We start from the raw sequence: 20,276 nt of genomic DNA on the forward strand, positions 1-20,276 counted from the left end.
ATGACTGAAATACAAGACCCGAATACCGAACAGCAGCACGAAGAAAGCATCAACCTGTATGCCATCTTCTTCAAGTACCTGGCTTACTGGCCCTGGTTTGTGGCAAGCGTCGTGGCGTGCCTCGTCATCGCCTTTGTGTACCTGCGCTACCAGGCACCCGTATATAACGTCACTTCCGCCGTCCTCATCAAGGAGGAAGATTCCCGCAGCAAAGGCATGAATGCGGCGGGAGGAGCCTTCGAGGCCCTGCAGAGCATGGGCGGCTTCTCCATGAGCAACAACTTCGACAACGAGCTGCAGATCCTGCAGAGCCGCACCCTCATCCGCAAGGTGGTGACCCGGCTGGGCCTGTACATCTCCACCGCCGAGAGGCGGATGACGGGCTACGACCTTCCGTTATACAAGGACTCCCCCATCGAGGTGTACATGGCACCCCTGGAAGCCGAGAAACTGGAAGCAGGGGCGAAACTGAATTTGGACTACAGCCCTGAAGGCAAGCTGCGCGTAAAGGTACGCTATACGCTTAATGGGGAAAAGCAGGAGACCGCCCAGGACTTTGACAAGCTGCCCGCCGTATTCCCCACCCCCGCCGGCGTGTTCAGCTTCACCCTGAACGACTCCATCCTGACCGGATGGAAGAAAGCCCATAGCGGAGACATCCGGCTGAGCGCGTATGTGGGTTCTCCATCCGCCGTGGCGAAGGCCTACGGAGCTAACCTGAGTGTGGAAGCCACTTCAAAGACCACCACCATCGCCCAGATATCGGTACAGAACACCGACAAGCAACGCGCCGTGGACTTCATCAACTGCCTGGTGGCGTTCTATAACCAGGACGCCAACGACGAAAAGAACGAGGTGGCGCAGAAGTCGGCGGAATTCATCGAGGAGCGCATCGGCATCATCAACCAGGAACTGGGCAGCACCGAAAGCCAGCTCGCCGCCTTCAAGCAGAAATCAGGGCTGACCGACATCACCAGCGACGCCCAAATGGCCCTGCAGGAAAACTCCAAGTACGAGCAGCTGCGCATCGAGAACCAGACCCAGATCCGCCTGGTGGAGTTCCTGCGCGACTACATCAACAACCCCGCCAACGAGCAGGAAGTGATTCCTTCGAACGTGGGCCTGCAGGACCAGAACCTGAGCACGGTGATCGACCAGTATAACAACATGATCATCGAGCGCAAGCGTCTGCTGCGCACCTCATCGGAAAACAACCCTGCCGTAATCAACATGAACACCGGCATCGAGGCGATGCGCACCAACGTACGCACCACGGTGGCGAGTGTGCTGAAAGGGCTCCAGATCAGCCAGACGAACATCGACCGCCAGGCACGCAAGTTCGAAGGCCGCATCAGCAGCGCCCCCCAGCAGGAGAAGGAATTCCTGAGCATCGCCCGCCAGCAGGAAATCAAGGCCCAGCTCTACATCATGCTGCTGCAGAAGCGGGAGGAAAACGCCATCACCCTGGCGGCTACCGCCACCAACGGGCGCATCATCGAAGAAGCACAGGCTGATCCCTACCCTGTTTCGCCCAAGAAGAAGATTATCGCCCTGGCGGCCCTGGTCATCGGCCTGGGCATTCCGGTAGGTTTCGTCTACCTACGTGACCTACTCAAGTACAAGATAGAGAACCGGGAGGACGTAGAGAAACTGACCGACGTATCCATCCTGGCGGAACTGCCCCGTGGCAAGAAGCCCGAAAAGGGAGCCATCGTGGTACGCGAGAACAAGAACGACATCATGGAAGAGACCTTCCGCGGCCTGCGCACCAACCTGCTGTTCATGCTGGAGAAGGGGCAGAAGGTAATCCTCTTCTCCTCCACCCAGCCGGGCGAAGGGAAATCGTTCGTGGCGGGAAACACCGCCGTCTCACTTGCCTTCCTGGGCAAGAAAGTCATCATAGTTGGTATGGATATCCGCAAGCCCGGATTGAACAAGGTATTCAACCTGAGCCGCCGTGCCGAGGGTATCACCAACTACCTGAGCGACCCCGAACACGTCAACCTATTCGACATGATCCAGCGTTCCGACATCAGCCCGAACCTGGACATCCTGCCGGGCGGACCGGTCCCCCCCAACCCCACCGAGCTGGTGGCACGCACCGTGCTGGAAGACGCCATCAACCAACTGAAGGAACGCTATGACTACGTCATCCTCGACACCGCCCCCATCGGAATGGTGACGGATACCGCCATCATCGGCCGTGTAGCCGACATGTGCGTGTACGTATGCCGTGCCGACGTGACCCCCAAAGCCGGCTACCGCTACATCAACGTGCTACGTGACGAACATAAGTTCCCGAAACTGGCTACCGTGATCAACGATATTGACATGAGCAAGCGAAAGAATAGTTATGGTTACGGATATGGTGCAAAATATGGCTATGGTTATGGCTATGGTTATGGCTATGGTTTTGAAGCAAACAAGAAGTCCGGCTCAAAGAAAAATACAGAGGCTTAGTCAGTCGCCGGCAGATTTAAAATCTGCCGGCACAAATATGCATTCAATCTGATTCGTAATTCGATAGAAATTGCCGAAGAATAGGAAAATTCTTTGTTAAGTTAACCGATACATAATTAGGGAGTTCTTTAAGCAAATTTATAATAAAATTAAATGAAAGATTCTTCAAGATTTAAGTAAAGTAATGTCCGACAACTTCAATAAAAACAGAATATTCAAGAATACCATTCTACTCTATGTCAGAATGTTATTCACCATGTGGCTCAATCTTTATACCACAAGACTTGTATTAGCAAATCTTGGTGTAGATGATATGGGAGTATATGGAGTTGTAGGCAGCTTAACCAGCATGTTTACCGTGTTTACTAATGGTATAACAGATTCCATACAGAGGTTTATAACATTCGAACTGGGGAAAAAGGACGGAAACACAAACAATGTCTTTTGTACATCCATCAATTTATTATTCATAGTATCAATAGCATTAGCAATATTACTTGAAACTGCTGGCATATGGATCCTCAACAATAAAATTAATATACCGGAAGATTCTATGGATGCTGCTTTCTGGGTATATCAATTCTCAATATTTGCTTGCTTGGTGAATATTATCAGTATTCCTTATAATGCACTCATTATAGCGCATGAAAAGATGAATGCCTTTGCAGCTATATCAATTATTCAAGTAATTCTGACATGTGCGTCGGCTTATAGCCTCTCTTTCTTCAATGATAATAAGTTGTTTGTCTATGCTTTATTAACAGCCATTGTTGGTGTATTGATACGTATTATTTATCAGATATATTGTCATTACAAATTTAGCGAAGCAAAATATAAATTTCTCATAGACAGGCAACTGATAAAGGATATAGGAAAATATGCGAGTATTTCAACAATATCATCCGTATTACATCTGATTGCATATCAGGGAATAACATTTGTCATAAATTGGACATTCGGAGTAACTTTGAATGCCGTTTATAATATTGCTATGCAATTAAAAAACTCAACATTGTCTTTCTCCCTTAATTTATTAAAAGCAATTTCCCCACAAATAACCAAAACGTATGCAAGCGGAGAAATAGAAGTACACAAGAACTTGGTATATACAGGAAGTAAGTTAGAAACTTTTTTAATCTTATTTATTATGATACCATTCCTTTTCAAGACTGAATATATAATGAATTTATGGTTAGGTGAAGTTCCTGAATATACAATTGCTTTTGTAAAAGCAATTATTTTTATCAGTCTTATTTATTCTGCTTTCGAACCAATAAGAACTGCAGTTTTGACAACCGGCAGAATAACGAAATTTATGATTATACCTAATGGCTTCTATCTTTTAGTCCTTCCAATAGGATATGCAATTGGCAAATTATCTGAGAACCCAACATTTATGATTGTCTCCATTACCTTAATGGAAACAATCACATGCATATTAAGGATTTATTTCGCATCTAAAGTAACAACTTTACAGATAAAAGAAATTACAAAAAAAATAGTATTCCCTGCTTTCATGGTTGCAGTATTTTCTTGTGCTATATGTTATCTGCTGTGTATAATCTGTAGTAATGATTTATTTGGATTATGCATAATACTCTTTACAAATAGTTTATCACTTATAGGAATTATTTATTTGATAGGGCTATCAAATAAAGAAAGAAATACAGTCAATAATATTTTTTCTAAAATATTAAACAAGAAATAATCATGATACTACAGGTAAAGATATAGAAATAACATCTCAACTGGATTTATAATTTTAAAACATGTCAGACCTAACTTTTGTGCAACAATCACGCGTTTTAAATGCTCTTCGCTTCCCCTTGGCATGCATGGTAGTGATTATCCATTGCAAAATCAATCCCGAAAATTGGATTTTACCTAATTGGTTTCAATTAACAGGTGAAGAATTTAGTGCTGCTATACAAATCTTACTATCTACCATATTCAGTGGAGTTGCAGTACCAACATTTTATTTATTATCTGGATATTTCTTTTTTTATCACATAAAATCTTTTAATTTATATATATATATATAAATTAAAAAAACGGATATACACGTTGCTTATTCCTTATTTATCATGGAATCTCTTGTATATTCTATATATCCTACTGCAAAAGGTTGCCGCCTCTTGCTTGAATTTAAATGATAAGCCTGTACGATCAAATATCTCAGACTTTTTTAAGAATAATGGTTATTTACACATGTTATGGGACTGTCAGATTTGGGAGTTAGTTAATGCCAATATATTAGGGTATAACAGCCTTAATAGCGGCCCTATTCTAATTCCAATGTGGTTTATTCGAGATCTTATTATAGTAGTAATCATTTCACCCATTATTTTTACAGCATTACGTAAATTTAAATATTGGTTTATTATAGCATTAGGTATATGCTATATAACTAAAATATGGCCCAATATCCATGGATTTTCCATTGATGCTATATTTTTCTTTAGTTCTGGAGCTTATTTCAGTATCTATACTAAAAATATGATAAATCATTAGTGTCCCGTTAAAATCGGGACAAATTAATATTAATCAAACAATCCCGGAAAAAGGGAAGAATTGAGTTCTTTGACATCGTTGAAATTAGTCTTATCAAACAGTTCCTTAAGGCATGTTTTGTCCGTAAGAGAAATGCTTAGAATTTGTAGAACTTCATATGTTGACCGTTCCAGTTGCATATCATGTTGCACTATAGCAACAAGGCAATAACTGATAATGGCAGTACTGATTTGGATTCGAACAGCGTTCTCCGTAGTACCCCAAAACTTCTTAATTTTGAGGTGCTGCTTTAGCCATTTGAAGAACAACTCAACCTGCCAGCGGTTTTTATACAGTTCGACGATTTCAAGTGAAGTGAGATGAAAAGCATTGGTAAGAAAGACAAACTCTCTATCCTGATTTTCGTCTCTGTACTTCACTAAGCGCAACCGCTCAGGATACTTCTGCCGAGTGATTATGTCGGTAAGTTCTATTACAGAATCGGTAAGTACATTCTTTGGCAATCTGCGTCTCCATCGGATACATTTAAACTGTAGATTCTTCTTGGCTCTCACCACAAAGAAAGACTCGTGCAAATGTATCTTATAGAGTTCTTTGAAGGCATTGTAACCACGGTCAAACACATAGTAAGACTCTGATTCATAAGGAATATACTTCATTGCTTTTGAATCGTGGACAGATGCTGTAGAGAAGTGGAAGTATGCTGGGACTTGTGCTTCCAAGTCATACAACACATGAGCTTTTACACCACCTTTCTTCTTACGAAACTTGGCCCACCAAAAGATAGACAGACATAAAGGTATTGTCGTAGAATCGAAAGCATACACATGCCCTTTCAACTTAAAAATATCTGTTGCCTGTTTTTTCCGAGCCTGTTCCATCATGAAGAATGCAAAGTCTTCAAAGATGCGGTAATCTCGATTTTGGTTGGCTGAAGCAAATGTCGTTTTAGCAATAGGATTCCGTCCTATTCCAAGATGATAGCATTTGGTATGATGCGCTTCCAGCGCCACGACTACATCGCGTAAACTTTCACGATTACTAAGCTGACCAAACATCAGTGCAAGAAGTTGGTTCCAGCACGTGAATGACTTGACATACCGATTGCCATTGTATTTGTCAACTAAGTGGCGAAACTTATCTTTATCAAGAAATTCTACCAATTGGGCAAAGATATATTTGTTTTTGTTCATATGCAGTCTATCTTATAGACTACAATGTAGCAATTTCAAATCGTCGCACCCTAAAAATGCTTGTAAAAGACTATATTTCAACTATTTCAAAGACCGATTCCCTTTTTTAACGGGACAGTAGTGATGATAAATGAATTAAAACGATTGCGTAAATGGGCATTTTCTATATATATTCCAATGACTTTATCAATGATATATTTCAATGGAATTTATACACCTATAGGAGCAACTATATATCCTTTTTATATCATTGTAGGGATTGTTACAATAATTAACATAATTACAATACTAGAAGAAAGAGGTAAACAACTAACAAACTACAAATTATCTGAAACAACATTTTTCATTTATGCATTTCATGGATTTATAGGGTTGAGAATTGCAGGATTAATTTTAAATCTTCTGTTCCCCATAACTAACAACTATTGGCCTTACATAACAATTCATTACCTGCTAAAACCAATCCTTACTATTGGCATCTGCCTTATCGCATTCTATTTAATGAAGAAATATATTCCTTCTACCATGAATATGTTGACTGGAAATAGAAATTAATAGATACAATTTCATCAACACTACATTAAAAAACTTGGTATTCACTTTTTATAGAGAGCTTTAAACTTAATAATATATTTAAATCCATGAGAATCCTTTTTATAACCAAACTATTACCACCTTTGGTAGACGGTGTAGGTGATTATACATTTAATCTAGCCAAGCAATTTGTAAGAAATGGCCATGAAGTATATATTATATGCAAGGATAATCCTAAAATAAATTCTGAAGTAAGCGGAATGACAATACTTCCTATCATAAAAAAATGGAATTTCGATTGCTATAAACCTATCATAAGACTAATAAAGGAGAAAAAAATCGACATAGTGTCTTTACAATATGTACCACATGGTTTTCAGACAAAAGGTTTACCGTTTCCTTTAATAAAGTTGACTAATAAGATAAAAAAACATAATGTAAAATTATTTACGTTCTGTCATGAAGTAAGTGTTGAGAAAGAAAAAGGAAATATAAAAAGAACTTTACTAAGTTGGCTAATGCAACATATAAGTAAAAGAATTATAGAAAACAGTGATTATGTTGCAACAAGTATAGAATATTATAGAAATATGATATTCAAGTTGGTTCCTAATAAAAAGAATATTCCGCTTATTCCAATTGCCAGTAATATTCCTGAAGTGCAAATATCTGAGGACGAACTTTGTTCTTTTAAAAAAGATATAGCTGCTAATGATGAAACTATCATATCTTTTTTTGGGGTAAGAAATATTCAGACAAGCATAGATGCCATTAATGAATTAATAGATGAAGGATATAAGTTGAAGGTCCTGATAATAGGTAAAACGTCAAATAACTTTCCCAAGAATTTACCTAATGACACCATAAAAACAGGAATTCTTAACATGGAAGATATTGATAAATATTTCAAGATTACAGACATTTTTATATTACCTCAGGACAGTATATATGGATGTTCTTTTAAAAGCGGTTCTTTTTCTGCCGCTTTAAGAAATAAATTACCTATTATAACCGCAAAAGGCAAAATGACATCAGTAATGTTAGAGAATAATAGAAATATACTATTTACAGACTTTAATTATATAAAGGAGATAAAGACATCTATTTTATTTTTATTAAAGAATAAAGATGTAGCTTCAGTTATAGGTAATAATGCATATAATATTGGAAAGGACTTTTCATGGAGTGAAACTTATAAAAAATATATCAACATACTAAAATAAACTGAATAAACAAGAAATCAACGTAAGCATACTATTTTCCGCCTTGACGCACATTATTCACAAACCTACCTTTGCGCCATAACCAAATAACAACAATGATTATGGCGAAAGAAAAAGTAAACTATCAGGAGGTATATGACCTCTATCAGTTATGCAGCGAGACCAAGGGTCTTCGCGAGTTCTGTGCGGATTATGGGGTAAATTATGAGAAGTTCATGAACTGGCAGCGTCATCAACTGTGGAGCGAGAAGTTAGGCAAGACTGTTCATGTAGAACAACCTAAGGTTGCCAAAGTCCAGATAACCGGCAAGCCTTGCAACAGTCCAACTGTAAAGTTGGAAGTGAAACAGCCTGAAGGTGAATCTCCGATTAAGTGGGTAAAACTGCAATTGACATCCGGCGCGACACTGTTTCTGAGAAACACCACAGTTCTTGATTTGAGTCTGTTGCTTAATAAAATGATAGGATGATATGCTTGGACTGAGTGCTAACCTGAACTATTACCTGTTCAACGGTAATGTGGATTTGCGGAAAGGAATCTTCCGTCTGTGTGAGAGTATAAGGGAAGATATGTCACTTGACCCGAGTGATGCATCCAATGTATATATGTTCATGTCCCGTAACCGCAAGGTCGTGAAGATACTTCATTACGAACGTGGTTTTTATGTGCTTTATGAGAAACGTCCAGTCATGGGTAGATTCAAGAAACCTGTATTTGATGAGGTCTCCAAATGCTACCGGATACAATGGTCGGATATGGCCTATCTTACGGAAAGCATAGTGGTTGACAAGATGTACGTTAGTCCGAAATATTAATATTAATACACTGATTATCAATAAAATAATATAAAAATAAACGGTAAAAAGTTTGCGTAACTGCCTGATTTTTCGTACCTTTATATCATGATTGATGAAAGAGCATACGAGTTACTTTGCTGCCAGCTGGGTCTGGCGAATGAGGAAAAGGCAGGGCTTCGCAAACAGGTAAACGAACTGATTGCGAGGCTTAAGACTATTGAAAAATCAAACAAAGAGAACTCCAAGGCTCTGGTTGATACAATCAATGACCTAAAAGATTCCCTCGAAAAGCAATCAGCCACGGTTGAACATTACAGGAAGGAAATGGAACTTATGAGAAGGCAGCTTGAAGCAAAAGACGAGGTGAACATGATGCTTGCAAATGAGATATCCAATCTCAGGCTTCAGCTTGAGGACAGCCGGAAACACCGTTTCGGCCGTACCTCCGAGCAAAGAAGGCTGCTGAACAACCGTAACATTGACAAGTCCGCAATGGGGAAGTCCGAGTATGACGGTTCTGACAAGAAAGATGATAATAATAAGGCTGATGGTAACGAATCCGGTGGCAATACCTCTCCCGGTAACGTACCTGCACAGAACTGCAGAGCTTCAAGGAAAAAGGAAACTGCTCCCCGTGCAGAAAAGACCAGGCTAAAGGTGGATAAGGTAATTGTTCATGAAATAGAAGACTATTACCAACTCCCGGATGGTGCAAGGCTTATGAACCGTAACGGAATGGCTGATGTGTGGGAATACAGGGTCATAGAACATGTAAGGGCTCATAATGTGGAGCATGTGTACAAGGTGGCGAGGGTAAAGCTTGCCGACGGCACTTTCACAAGCACGATGGAGCATCCCTTGAAAAACCTTGGAGGAATCTTCTCTCCTGAACTGCTTGCCCGCCTGCTTTGTCTGAAATATGACTTCAGCATGCCTGAAAATAGACAGATAAGGCTGCTTGCAAGAGAAGGTATCCATATAAGCAACACCACGCTGAACAGCTATATCGTAAGCATTCTATTTTCCGCCTTGACGCACATTATTCACAAACCTACCTTTGCGCCATAACCAAATAACAACAATGATTATGGCGAAAGAAAAAGTAAACTATCAGGAGGTATATGACCTCTACCAGTTATGCAGCGAGACCAAGGATCTTCGCGAGTTCTGTGCGGATTATGGAGTAAACTACGACAAGTTCATGAACTGGCAACGTCATCAGCTTTGGAGCGAGAAGTTAGGCAAGACAGTTCAGGTTGATCAGCCCAAGGTTGCTAAAGTCCAGATAACCGGCAAGCCTTGCAACAGTCCGACTGTAAAGATGGAGGTGAAACAGCCTGAAGGCGAACCACCAATAAAATGGGTTAAGTTACAACTGGCGTCTGGAGCGACACTGTGTAAGCATTCTATTTTCCGCCTTGACGCACATTATTCACAAACCTACCTTTGCGCCATAACCAAATAACAACAATGATTATGGCGAAAGAAAAAGTAAACTATCAGGAGGTATATGACCTCTACCAGTTATGCAGCGAGACCAAGGATCTTCGCGAGTTCTGTGCGGATTATGGAGTAAACTACGACAAGTTCATGAACTGGCAACGTCATCAGCTTTGGAGCGAGAAGTTAGGCAAGACAGTTCAGGTTGATCAGCCCAAGGTTGCTAAAGTCCAGATAACCGGCAAGCCTTGCAACAGTCCGACTGTAAAGATGGAGGTGAAACAGCCTGAAGGCGAACCACCAATAAAATGGGTTAAGTTACAACTGGCGTCTGGAGCGACACTGTTTCTGAGAAACACCAGCGTTCTTGATCTGAGTCTGTTGCTTAATAAAATGATAGGATGATATGCTTGGACTGAGTGCTAACCTGAACTATTACCTGTTCAACGGTAATGTGGATTTACGGAAAGGCATCTTCCGTTTGTGTGAAAGTATAAGGCAAGAGATGTCACTTGACCCTAGTGATGCGTCCAATGTATATATGTTCATGTCCCGTAACCGGAAGGTCGTCAAGATACTTCATTACGAACGCGGTTTTTATGTGCTTTACGAGAAACGTCCTGTCATGGGAAAGTTCAAGAAACCTGTGTTTGACGAGGTGTCAAAATGCTACCGGATACAGTGGTCTGACATGGCTTACCTGACGGAAAGTATCGTAGTCGACAGAATGTATGTAACTCCTAAAGAATGAATAATAAGGCGTTGATTTACAATGGAATAATACAAAAATAATCGATAAAAAGTTTGCGTAACTGCCTGATTTTTCGTACCTTTATATCATGATTGATGAAAGAGCATACGAGTTACTTTGCTGCCAGCTGGGTCTGGCGAATGAGGAAAAAGCAGGGCTTCGCAAACAGAATAAAGAACTGATTGCGAGGCTTGAGTCTATTGAAAAATCCAACAAGGAGAACTCAAAAACTCTGATTGATACAATCAATGACCTCAAAGAATCCCTCGAAAAGCAATCAACCACGGTTGAACATTACAGGAAAGAAATGGAACTTATGAGGAAGCAGCTTGAAGCAAAAGACGAGGTGAACATGATGCTTGCAAACGAGATATCCAATCTCAGACTTCAGCTTGAAGACAGCAGGAAACACCGTTTCGGCCGTACATCTGAGCAAAGAAGGCTGCTGAACAACCGTAACATTGACAAGTCTGCAATGGAGAAGTCCGAATATGACGGTTCTGACAAGAAAGGTGATGATGATAATAAGGCCAATGGTAACGAAGCTGGTGGCAATACCTCTTCCGATAACGCAACAGCACAGAACAGCAAGCCTTCAAGAAGAAAGGAAACCGCACCACGTGCGGAAAAGACCAGGCTGAAGGTGGACAAGGTAGTGGTACATGAAATAGAAGACTATTACCAACTCCCGGATGGTGCAAGGCTTATGAACCGCAACGGAATGGCTGATGTGTGGGAATACAGGTTTATAGAACATGTGCGTGCCCATAACGTGGAACATGTGTACAAGGTGGCAAGGGTAAAGCTTGCAGACGGCACTTTCACTAACACGATGGAGCATCCCTTGAAAAACCTTGGAGGAATCTTCTCTCCTGAACTGCTTGCCCGTCTGCTTTGTCTGAAATATGACTTCAGCATGCCTGAGAACAGACAGATAAGACTGCTTGCAAGAGAAGGCATCCATATAAGCAATACCACGCTGAACAGCTATATCCACAACGGAATCTCCAGGCTTAGGGAGTTTATGGAAGATGTCTTCAAGAAGTTTGTACAACAGGCAAAATACCTTATGGTTGATGAGACTACCGAACTCGTTGGAGTTGAAACACCGAAAGGTAAGGCTTACAGGAGAAAGTACTTATGGGCTTTCTTTGCAAAGCATGTCAAGTTGGTTTATTATCATTACAATAACGGCAGCAGAGCATCTGATGTGGCAAAGACCTTCCTTGATCATTTTATGGGATCTATATCTACAGACGGATATACGGTTTACAGAATGTATGACGGAGAAGGCTCAAAGGTGCTTCATATAGGATGCTGGACGCACTGCAGGAGGTTGTGGGTTGATGCTTTGCCATCAGACAGGACGGCGATGGACATAATAGATTCTATCGGTGATTTATTCAGGAATGAAGACCTGTTCCGCACAATGAAACTCAGCAGTGAGAAGATAAAGGAAAAAAGACTTAAACTTACGGGACCTGTTCTTGAACGTATACATCATAAGGTGGTCATGATGATGCAGGATGCGAAGATCATGGCTAACGAACTGATAAGAAAGGCTGCGAACTACACGATAAACCAGTGGAAATCCTTGAGAAATATCCTCAAGGACGGTTCAGCGGAAATATCCAACAATCTCTGTGAGCAAAGAATGAAACCTGTAAAGCTGCTGCTCAAGAACTGTATGAATATAGGAAGTGAGGCAGCCGCAGAAAACTCGGCATTCATCTTCTCCCTGATAGAAAGCTGTAAGTTGAACGATATAGATCCTCAGGATTACCTGAAGCACTTGTTTGAATGTATTCTTCATGGTAAGGACTGCGACAAGAAGGCTCTTCTGCCATGTTTTTATAAATCGGAATGTTAAAACTAAACTATTTTCTTACGGACATTTTTATTTTATCGGCTGAAAAACAGCCGATAAAATTGTCGTAGCGGAAAATAGAATGGTTACAGCTATATCCATAACGGAATCGCCAAACTAAAGGAATTTATCGGAGATGCATTCAAGGAGTTTGTACAGAGGGCAAAATACCTTATGGTTGATGAGACTACCGAACTCGTTGGAGTTGAAACACCGGAAGGTAAGGCTTACAGGAGAAAGTATTTATGGGCTTTCTTTGCAAAGCATATAAAGATGGTCTATTATCACTATAACAACGGCAGCAGGTCTTCCGATACGGCAAAGTCGTTCCTGGAATATTTTATGGGAACCATATCCACTGACGGATATACGGTTTACAGGATGTATGACGGAGAAGACTCAAAGGTGCTTCATATAGGATGCTGGACACACTGCAGGAGGCTGTGGGTTGATGCCTTGCCTTCAGACAGGAGGGCAATGGACATAATAGATCCTATCGGTGATATGTTCAGGAATGAAGACTTGTTCCGTATGATGAAACTCAGCAGCGGGCAGATTAAGGAAAAAAGACTTAAACTTACAGGACCTATTCTTGAACGTATCCACCATAAGGTGGTCATGATGATGCAGGATGCGAAGATTATGGCTAACGAACTGATGAGAAAGGCCGTCAACTATACATTAAACCAATGGAAATCCCTGAGAAATATCCTCAAGGACGGTGCGGCGGAAATCTCGAACAACCTCTGTGAGCAAAGGATGAAACCTGTAAAGCTGCTGCTCAAGAACTGTATGAACATAGGCAGTGAGGATGCAGCAGGAAACTCGGCATTCATCTTCTCCCTGATAGAAAGCTGCAAACTTAATGATATAGATCCTCAGGATTACCTGAAGCACTTGTTTGAATGTATTCTTTGGGGAAAGGTTTGCGACAGGAAAGCTCTTCTGCCATGTTTTTATAAATCGGAATGTTAAAACAAAAATATTTTCTTACGGACTTTTTTATTTTATCGGCTGAAAAACAGCCGATAAAATTGTCGTGGCGGAATATAGAATGGTTACGAAATCAACATATCATAAAAGAATTTGCTAAAATAATTTTTACATACTACTAAACAATATGATACCATTTCACTAAATATTGTTCAAGTAATCGGTATCAAGACAAAAAATTGCAACCAGAGATAGGCGAAAATCGGCAATAATTCTACTAATGAAATTAGCCAAAAGAATTATATGGAAAAACAAAAAAAAATAACAATATATCATCCTTTCGGTAATGCAAATACCAGAGCTGCCGTAGATGGGATCTTTAAGAAAGGAATTCTTGAAAGTTTTCACACATGCATAGCTTGTTTTGAAGGGAGCATGCTATATAAGCTTTCATCATTAAGCTTATTAAAGGAACTTAAAAGAAGAAAGTTTAGCCTTTTTATAGCTAATAGAACTTTTACACATCCGTTTAAGGAATTAGGTAGACAATTGTCATTAAGACTTAAACTTAACAAGTTAGTTGAGCATGAAAAAGGTATTTTTTGTGTAGATAATATTTGTCATAATCTAGACAATAAAGTCGCTAAATATATAAAAAAAAATAAAGATAAAATAGGTGGTGTTTATGCATATGAGGATTTGGCTCTAGAATCGTTCAGAACAGCCAAAGATAATAATATAAAATGTCTATATGATCTTCCTATAGGTTATTGGCGAGCAATGCGAAGCCTTTTGGATGAAGAAAGAGAAAAGAATCCTGAATGGGCCGTAACGCTTGGAGGATTTAATGATTCCTCAAAGAAACTGCAAAGAAAAGACGAAGAATTAAGATTGGCTGACAAGATTTATGTAGCAAGTTCTTTTACTAAGAAAACATTGGAAATGTATCCGGGAAAATTGGCAGATATTGAGGTTATACCATACGGTTTTCCTCCTGTAAATAATGAGAGAAAATACGACAATATCATGGATAGAAAAATAAGAGTATTGTTTGTAGGTAACTTATCTCAGCGTAAAGGTATTTCATATTTTTTTGATTCAATAAAAGGTTTAGATGACAAAATTGAGGCTACAGTTGTTGGAAGAGGGAATATTGACAGCAGCAAGGCTTTAAAAGAGTCTTTATCAAAAGTGAATTATATACCGTCCTTACCACATAACGAGATATTAAAACTAATGTCTAACCACGATTTATTTATATTCCCGTCACTATTTGAAGGTTTTGGTTTAGTTATAACAGAAGCCATGTCACAAGGAACGCCCGTAATTACCACTGACAGAACTTGTGGAGCGGATATAATAACCAACGGTGTAGATGGATGGGTTATTCAAGCTGGTACATCAGAACCTTTAAAGAAGTTACTTCACAAATTTATTAATGATCCTATTATCTTAGTAAATGCGGGGAAGAAAGCTATGGAAACAGCATCAAAGAGACCATGGAGTGTTTATGAAAAAGAATTGGCAGAATCAGTAAAACGATTTTTGAATGACTAACTATTTGAATCTAAATAAACTCACATCAGGAGAACCGTACGCTATATACAGGAAACTTATATGGATATATATATTCCTACTTATATTCGAAGGTGCTTTAAGGAAATGGTTCTTACCATCTTTGTCTGATTTATTAATAGTTGTTAGAGACCCTATTGTTGTTTGGCTTACTTTAGTAGGTTGGCGTAAAGGATGGTTAAAAAATAGGTATGCTGTGTCAATGATGATAGTCTCTACCATATCATTGATAATGACACTATTGGTCGGACATCAAAACTTGATTGTGGCATTATTTGGTTGGAGAATTTATTTTTTCCACTTCCCGATGATATTTGTAATTGGAAAAGTGCTTACAAGAACAGACCTTCTAAAAATAGGACAATTCTTTTTATGGATGTCCATTCCTATGACTATTTTAATAATCATACAATTCTATTCCCCACCAAATGCATGGGTCAATATAGGATTGGGTGGAGAAGGTACTGCAGGCTTTGGAGGATCATTAGGATATATGCGCCCACCTGGTACATTTTCTTTCATATCAGGCTATGTATTATTTCAAGGTGTAGTAGGATGCTATTTATTATATTACCTGCTAATGAATAATACTTTACCTAAAGAGTATCAATTCTCTAAAATAGTATTATTAGTATTAGTTGGATGTTATCTAATTTCTATACCTACATCTATTTCGCGAACTCATTTTTTTCAGACAGGAGTTTTCTTGATATTCTTGTTTATAGCAGCTATGAGAAAAAATAAGCTAAAGAGTAAATTCCTAAAATTTGCATTTGTTGCTGTTATAGCATTGATAATATTATATTTTTCAGGTTTGATGGAAACAAATATAGAAGTTTTTATTGCGAGGTTTGAAGGAGCGGATGAAGCAGAAGGAGGGCTGAAAGGCACTTTAGGTGAAAGATATTTGGGTAGTTTTCTCAGAGCCTTTACAAATTCAAATATTCCTTTTTGGGGATATGGTATAGGGTTAAGTACAAATATAGTATGGAAAGTATTAGGTAGAAACCCTTGGTCTTTTGGATTTAATGGAGAGGAAGAATGGACAAGAAATACAGGTGAATGCGGTATTCTTTTGGGTACCATAATTATTATTATAAGATTATTCTTTTCGTTAGGAATATGGAGGAAAGCGTATATTTTACTGATCAAAAGAAACGATTTATTACCATGGATGCTCTCAGCAGGAATGATGTTGACGGTTCCACAGGGACAATTGGCAGCACCGACAAATCTTGGTTTTTGTGTTTTATTCGGAGGTTTAGCAATGGCAGCTGTAAAACAAAAAAAGAATTAAACCATCTTATATAAAAGAATTATGTAACTTTTTAAATATTAATTTGTATGATTAACAGAATATTGTATATTGACAAACTAAAAGGTTTTGCAATACTTCTTGTTGTTATGGGGCATTTGACAGACAAGAGTATGGTAAATGAAGGTAGTATATTAAACGCTATCATTTTTTCGATTCACATGCCATTATTTATGTTTCTTAGCGGGATATTTGCATTTAACAGAAATATCACCTTCAAAAATCTGCTTTATAAGCGATTTTTAAGGCTTCTGATGCCATATCTTTTTATTGGGGGGGGGTATGTGCTAATGAAAGATTTCGGTCTTCAGAGTGCCTTAAAATCAATAGGCGGATATTGGTTCTTACCCACTCTATTTTTATGTACAATGTCAGGATATCTGATTGTTACATTGAATAAGTATATATACAAAAAACAAGGTTTATACGCTTCCGAAATCCTGATAGCTTCCATAATTTGGTTCATAGCATTGGCTTTATATTTCTTGCTGAAAAGAAATAATATCATGATTCCATATTTTCTAAATACCATAAAAATGTTTCCATTTTTCTATATAGGCAGCTTATACGGCAGATACGAAAAAATAAAAGCTGTCATAAATAATAATGCAACGCTAACTATTTCAATACTGCTATATATACTATTGTTCTTCTATCCCGTCAATATAGGTTTTAATGTACAGGGACTCTTTGCTATAGTCATCTGTCTGCAATTATTTTCCAAATATGATACTTCTATACCAGAACGGCTGTCTGTGATAGGAAAGAATTCTTTAGAGATATATGTTTTCCATTGGTTCTTATTACCCGATCTCACTTTCATGAACAACATACAAAATCCTTATAACTCAAACAATCTGAACAATGATAATGTTATTCTTATGTTTACAGTTCTTTCTGCTATAGCGTTGATCATATCTGTAATATGTATAGTAATATCTAAGGTGTTTAAAAATTCTACTGTGTTTTCTTTTTTGTTGTTCGGTATTACCGGAAAAGGAAATCATAACTAAAATATAGTAATATGATAATAAGTAAAACTCCATTCCGTATGTCTTTCTTTGGAGGTGGAACAGATATACCCGATTTCTTTAACGAACATGGCGGATCTGTAATATCTGCTACATTCGACAAATATTGTTACGTTAATGTGAGGCACCTGCCACCCTTTATGCCATACAGAAGTGAAGTCGTACATAGTAAAATTGAAAGAATTAATAATATTGAAGAAATAGAGCATCCACTAATTCGTGAATCAATGCGGTATTTGGATATTCATGAAATTAGATTAACCTATGAAGGAGATCTTCCAGCCCGTACAGGATTAGGAACGAGTAGTACGTTCGCTGTTGGGATGCTGAATACCTTTCATGCTTTAAAAGGAAGGTATGTCTCAAAAAAGAGACTTGCAGAAGAAGCCATTTGTATTGAACGGGATATACTTAAAGAACATGGAGGTTGGCAGGATCAGATAGCAGCAGCTTATGGCGGATTAAACAGAATAGATTTTAAAGAGAATAAATTCACTGTTCATCCAGTCATTGTCCATCCTGAGCGCAAGAATGTATTGAATGATAATTTATTGCTGTTTTATACAGGTATTCAGCGTTTTTCATCAGAGATACAAGCTAACAGTTTTTCAAATCCAGGAAATAAAATAAACCAACTTAAAGAGATGCTGAAACTGGTAGATGACGCAGAAAATATTCTAACCGATAACAAGAGGGACTTAAATGATTTTGGTAGATTACTTGACACTACATGGAAGCTAAAAAGAGGTATAGGGAGTAAAATAACTACATCATCAATAGATATGATATATCAAAGAGCTTTAAAGGCAGGTGCTTTGGGTGGTAAATTATTAGGTGCCGGAGGTGGAGGTTTTCTTCTTTTCTATGTTGAAAAGGAAAAGCAAAATAATGTTATTAATGAGTTGAATGAGCTAATGATGGTCCCTTTCAGATTTGAGGATGAAGGAACTAACATTATTCACTATAGTCCGATTGTTTACATTCCAAGAAAATAATTCATTAAAAATATTATGGCATATATTGTTACAGGCGGAGCCGGGTTTATAGGTTCCAATATGGTTAAGTATCTAAACAATCAAGGTCTAAATGATATAATTATCATAGATACTTACAATAATAAGAAAATGCAAAACTTGCATGATTTAACATTCAAAGATTTCATAGATTATAAAGATGGAATTGATAAATGTATAAATTACATAAGTAAAATAAACAGAATAGAAGCCTTTTTTCACATAGGAGCTAACGCAGATGTGTTGGTATATGATGAAAAAGAAATGATGAATGAGAATTTTGAGTACTCAAGGGCTTATTGCAATTTCTGTATGGAAAAAGGAATACCTTTTATTTATGCATCTTCTTCAGCCGTTTATGGAAATAGTAAAGAGTTTAAATTAGGTGTTAAGAATGAAATGCCGCATAATACATATTCATGGTCAAAATGGCTTTTTGACCGTTATGTAGAGGAAAACTTCCTATCTGACAATAAATATGCAATCTATGGGTTCCGCTTCTTTAATGTCTTCGGTATGGGTGAATTCCATAAAGGGAAGAATGCCTGTATAGCAAATCGTTTCGTGTCATTTATAAAAGAAAAAGGTTATATAGACCTTTTTGAAGATACTATTAAACGAGATTATGTTTATGTGGAAGATCTGGTACATGTTTTATTCGATACTTATAAACAGAAACCGGTTGTAAGTGGAATTTATAATTTAGGTGGCGGACACCAAATTTCTCATAGACAGATAGCAGAATATGTAGTTAAAACCTATTATGAAAAAGGGAAATTACACACACCATTAGAAGAGGCCATAAAAACCATTCCAATGCCATCGGATTTAAAAAACAAGTTCCAGTTTGAGACTATGGCTATGGATATGCCGTCGTATATTAGAAACATTACTATTAATAATGAGGATAAAATGAAAAAATACATATCAGATCTTATTGACATGGATTTCTATTATAAAGATTGATATATACGATTGTTATGGATTTGAACAAACATCTGAATGACTTAATAGAACGTTATCCACAATTGGAAACTTGTAGGGATTATATTATTGATTCATATAATATTCTTGAAAAATGCTACTTGAATGGCGGAAAACTCCTTGTCTGTGGAAACGGTGGTTCGGCTTCCGATTCAGAGCATATTGTGGGAGAGTTGATGAAAGAATTTAAGTTAAAAAGAAAAGTCTATTCCAAACAAGCCTCTGCATTAACAATGATAGATAAAGAAATGGGTACCTTTTTAGCTGAAAATTTACAAGGCGCATTACCGGCTATCACTTTAACCGCACATTCTTCTCTTACTACAGCGTACATGAATGATAGCGAACCGGTTCTGGTTTTTGCCCAACAGGTTAATGGATATGGGAAAAGCGGTGATGTGTTTTTAGGTATATCAACTAGTGGAAACAGTTCTAACGTATTATACGCTGCAATAACAGCTAAATCAAAGGGATTAAAAGTTATAGGACTAACAGGAGCCAAAGAGAATAAATTGATGAAGTTTGCGGACGTCTGCATCCAAGTACCTGAAACTGAGACTTATAAAATACAAGAATTACATCTACCTGTATATCATTGTCTCTGCATGATGTTGGAAGAACGTTTTTTCGGATAACAAAATTTTTAGT

At 38.4% G+C, this 20,276-nt stretch carries 18 protein-coding genes and 2 pseudogenes; 19 read left to right on the forward strand and 1 reads right to left on the reverse strand.

Translation table 11 applies throughout. The features are described from left to right. The 3 genes from BQ7489_RS10595 to BQ7489_RS17980 all read left to right on the forward strand — a co-directional run bounded on the left by BQ7489_RS10595 (nt 1) and on the right by BQ7489_RS17980 (nt 4,971). Nucleotides 1-2,460, forward strand: a complete 2,460-nt coding sequence (locus tag BQ7489_RS10595; protein ID WP_072530979.1) for a GumC family protein — start codon at nt 1-3, stop codon at nt 2,458-2,460. Nucleotides 2,461-2,716: 256 nt separating this feature from the next. After that, the gene (locus BQ7489_RS10600; protein WP_239496945.1) at nt 2,717-4,168 is read left to right on the forward strand and encodes an MATE family efflux transporter; all 1,452 of its coding nucleotides are present in this window, start codon (nt 2,717-2,719) and stop codon (nt 4,166-4,168) included. A 326-nt stretch (nt 4,169-4,494) separates the two neighbouring features. Further along, nucleotides 4,495-4,971: an acyltransferase family protein gene (locus tag BQ7489_RS17980; protein ID WP_394334080.1), complete on the forward strand. Its 477-nt coding sequence runs from the start codon at nt 4,495-4,497 to the stop codon at nt 4,969-4,971. A 29-nt stretch (nt 4,972-5,000) separates the two neighbouring features. On the opposite strand, the gene BQ7489_RS10615 is transcribed toward BQ7489_RS17980, so the two are convergent. Further along, on the reverse strand, nt 5,001-6,164 hold the full coding sequence (locus tag BQ7489_RS10615; RefSeq protein WP_072529666.1) for an IS4 family transposase: 1,164 nt from the start codon (nt 6,162-6,164) through the stop codon (nt 5,001-5,003). A gap of 123 nt (nt 6,165-6,287) precedes the next feature. Here BQ7489_RS10615 and BQ7489_RS10620 point away from each other — a divergent pair, with 123 nt between their 5' ends. The 16 genes and pseudogenes from BQ7489_RS10620 (at nt 6,288) to BQ7489_RS10695 (ending at nt 20,263) form a co-directional block, all read left to right on the forward strand. Further along, on the forward strand, nt 6,288-6,719 hold the full coding sequence (locus BQ7489_RS10620) for a hypothetical protein (RefSeq protein ID WP_072530983.1): 432 nt from the start codon (nt 6,288-6,290) through the stop codon (nt 6,717-6,719). Between the two features lie 86 nt (nt 6,720-6,805). Beyond that, on the forward strand, nt 6,806-7,921 hold the full coding sequence (locus tag BQ7489_RS10625; protein WP_072530984.1) for a glycosyltransferase family 4 protein: 1,116 nt from the start codon (nt 6,806-6,808) through the stop codon (nt 7,919-7,921). Between the two features lie 101 nt (nt 7,922-8,022). After that, complete coding sequence (locus BQ7489_RS10630) at nt 8,023-8,391, forward strand: hypothetical protein (RefSeq protein WP_022054426.1); 369 nt, start codon at nt 8,023-8,025, stop codon at nt 8,389-8,391. Nucleotide 8,392: 1 nt separating this feature from the next. Next, nucleotides 8,393-8,737, forward strand: coding sequence for an IS66 family insertion sequence element accessory protein TnpB (gene tnpB, locus BQ7489_RS10635; protein WP_022054427.1), 345 nt, complete (start codon nt 8,393-8,395; stop codon nt 8,735-8,737). Between the two features lie 87 nt (nt 8,738-8,824). Further along, nucleotides 8,825-9,727, forward strand: a pseudogene (locus BQ7489_RS10640) (IS66 family transposase); the annotation flags it as partial. A gap of 79 nt (nt 9,728-9,806) precedes the next feature. Then, nucleotides 9,807-10,184, forward strand: coding sequence for a hypothetical protein (locus tag BQ7489_RS10645; RefSeq protein WP_239496946.1), 378 nt, complete (start codon nt 9,807-9,809; stop codon nt 10,182-10,184). A gap of 11 nt (nt 10,185-10,195) precedes the next feature. Beyond that, nucleotides 10,196-10,564: a hypothetical protein gene (locus tag BQ7489_RS10650; RefSeq protein ID WP_204352751.1), complete on the forward strand. Its 369-nt coding sequence runs from the start codon at nt 10,196-10,198 to the stop codon at nt 10,562-10,564. A gap of 1 nt (nt 10,565) precedes the next feature. Continuing rightward, nucleotides 10,566-10,910 (forward strand): IS66 family insertion sequence element accessory protein TnpB, encoded by a 345-nt coding sequence (gene tnpB / locus BQ7489_RS10655; RefSeq protein ID WP_072530987.1) that lies wholly within the window; start codon nt 10,566-10,568, stop codon nt 10,908-10,910. Between the two features lie 88 nt (nt 10,911-10,998). Continuing rightward, nucleotides 10,999-12,780 (forward strand): IS66 family transposase, encoded by a 1,782-nt coding sequence (gene tnpC, locus BQ7489_RS10660; RefSeq protein ID WP_072530988.1) that lies wholly within the window; start codon nt 10,999-11,001, stop codon nt 12,778-12,780. Nucleotides 12,781-12,867: 87 nt separating this feature from the next. After that, a pseudogene (locus tag BQ7489_RS10665) lies at nt 12,868-13,752 on the forward strand (IS66 family transposase); the annotation flags it as partial. A gap of 261 nt (nt 13,753-14,013) precedes the next feature. After that, complete coding sequence (locus BQ7489_RS10670; RefSeq protein WP_072530990.1) at nt 14,014-15,267, forward strand: glycosyltransferase family 4 protein; 1,254 nt, start codon at nt 14,014-14,016, stop codon at nt 15,265-15,267. Then, on the forward strand, nt 15,260-16,582 hold the full coding sequence (locus BQ7489_RS10675; protein WP_083580570.1) for a hypothetical protein: 1,323 nt from the start codon (nt 15,260-15,262) through the stop codon (nt 16,580-16,582). Before BQ7489_RS10670 ends, BQ7489_RS10675 begins: the two co-directional genes overlap by 8 nt. Before the next feature lie 47 nt (nt 16,583-16,629). Beyond that, complete coding sequence (locus tag BQ7489_RS10680) at nt 16,630-17,613, forward strand: acyltransferase family protein (RefSeq protein ID WP_072530991.1); 984 nt, start codon at nt 16,630-16,632, stop codon at nt 17,611-17,613. Nucleotides 17,614-17,624: 11 nt separating this feature from the next. Beyond that, nucleotides 17,625-18,626, forward strand: coding sequence for a GHMP family kinase ATP-binding protein (locus BQ7489_RS10685; protein WP_072530992.1), 1,002 nt, complete (start codon nt 17,625-17,627; stop codon nt 18,624-18,626). 15 nt (nt 18,627-18,641) lie between these two features. Further along, nucleotides 18,642-19,610: an NAD-dependent epimerase/dehydratase family protein gene (locus BQ7489_RS10690; RefSeq protein WP_072530993.1), complete on the forward strand. Its 969-nt coding sequence runs from the start codon at nt 18,642-18,644 to the stop codon at nt 19,608-19,610. 14 nt (nt 19,611-19,624) lie between these two features. Next, entirely contained in the window at nt 19,625-20,263 is a 639-nt protein-coding gene (locus BQ7489_RS10695; protein ID WP_072530994.1) for a D-sedoheptulose-7-phosphate isomerase, read from the forward strand. The last annotated feature ends 13 nt before the right edge of the window (nt 20,264-20,276 follow it).

Source organism: Bacteroides ilei (genome assembly GCF_900128495.1).
Lineage (GTDB): Bacteria > Bacteroidota > Bacteroidia > Bacteroidales > Bacteroidaceae > Phocaeicola > Phocaeicola ilei.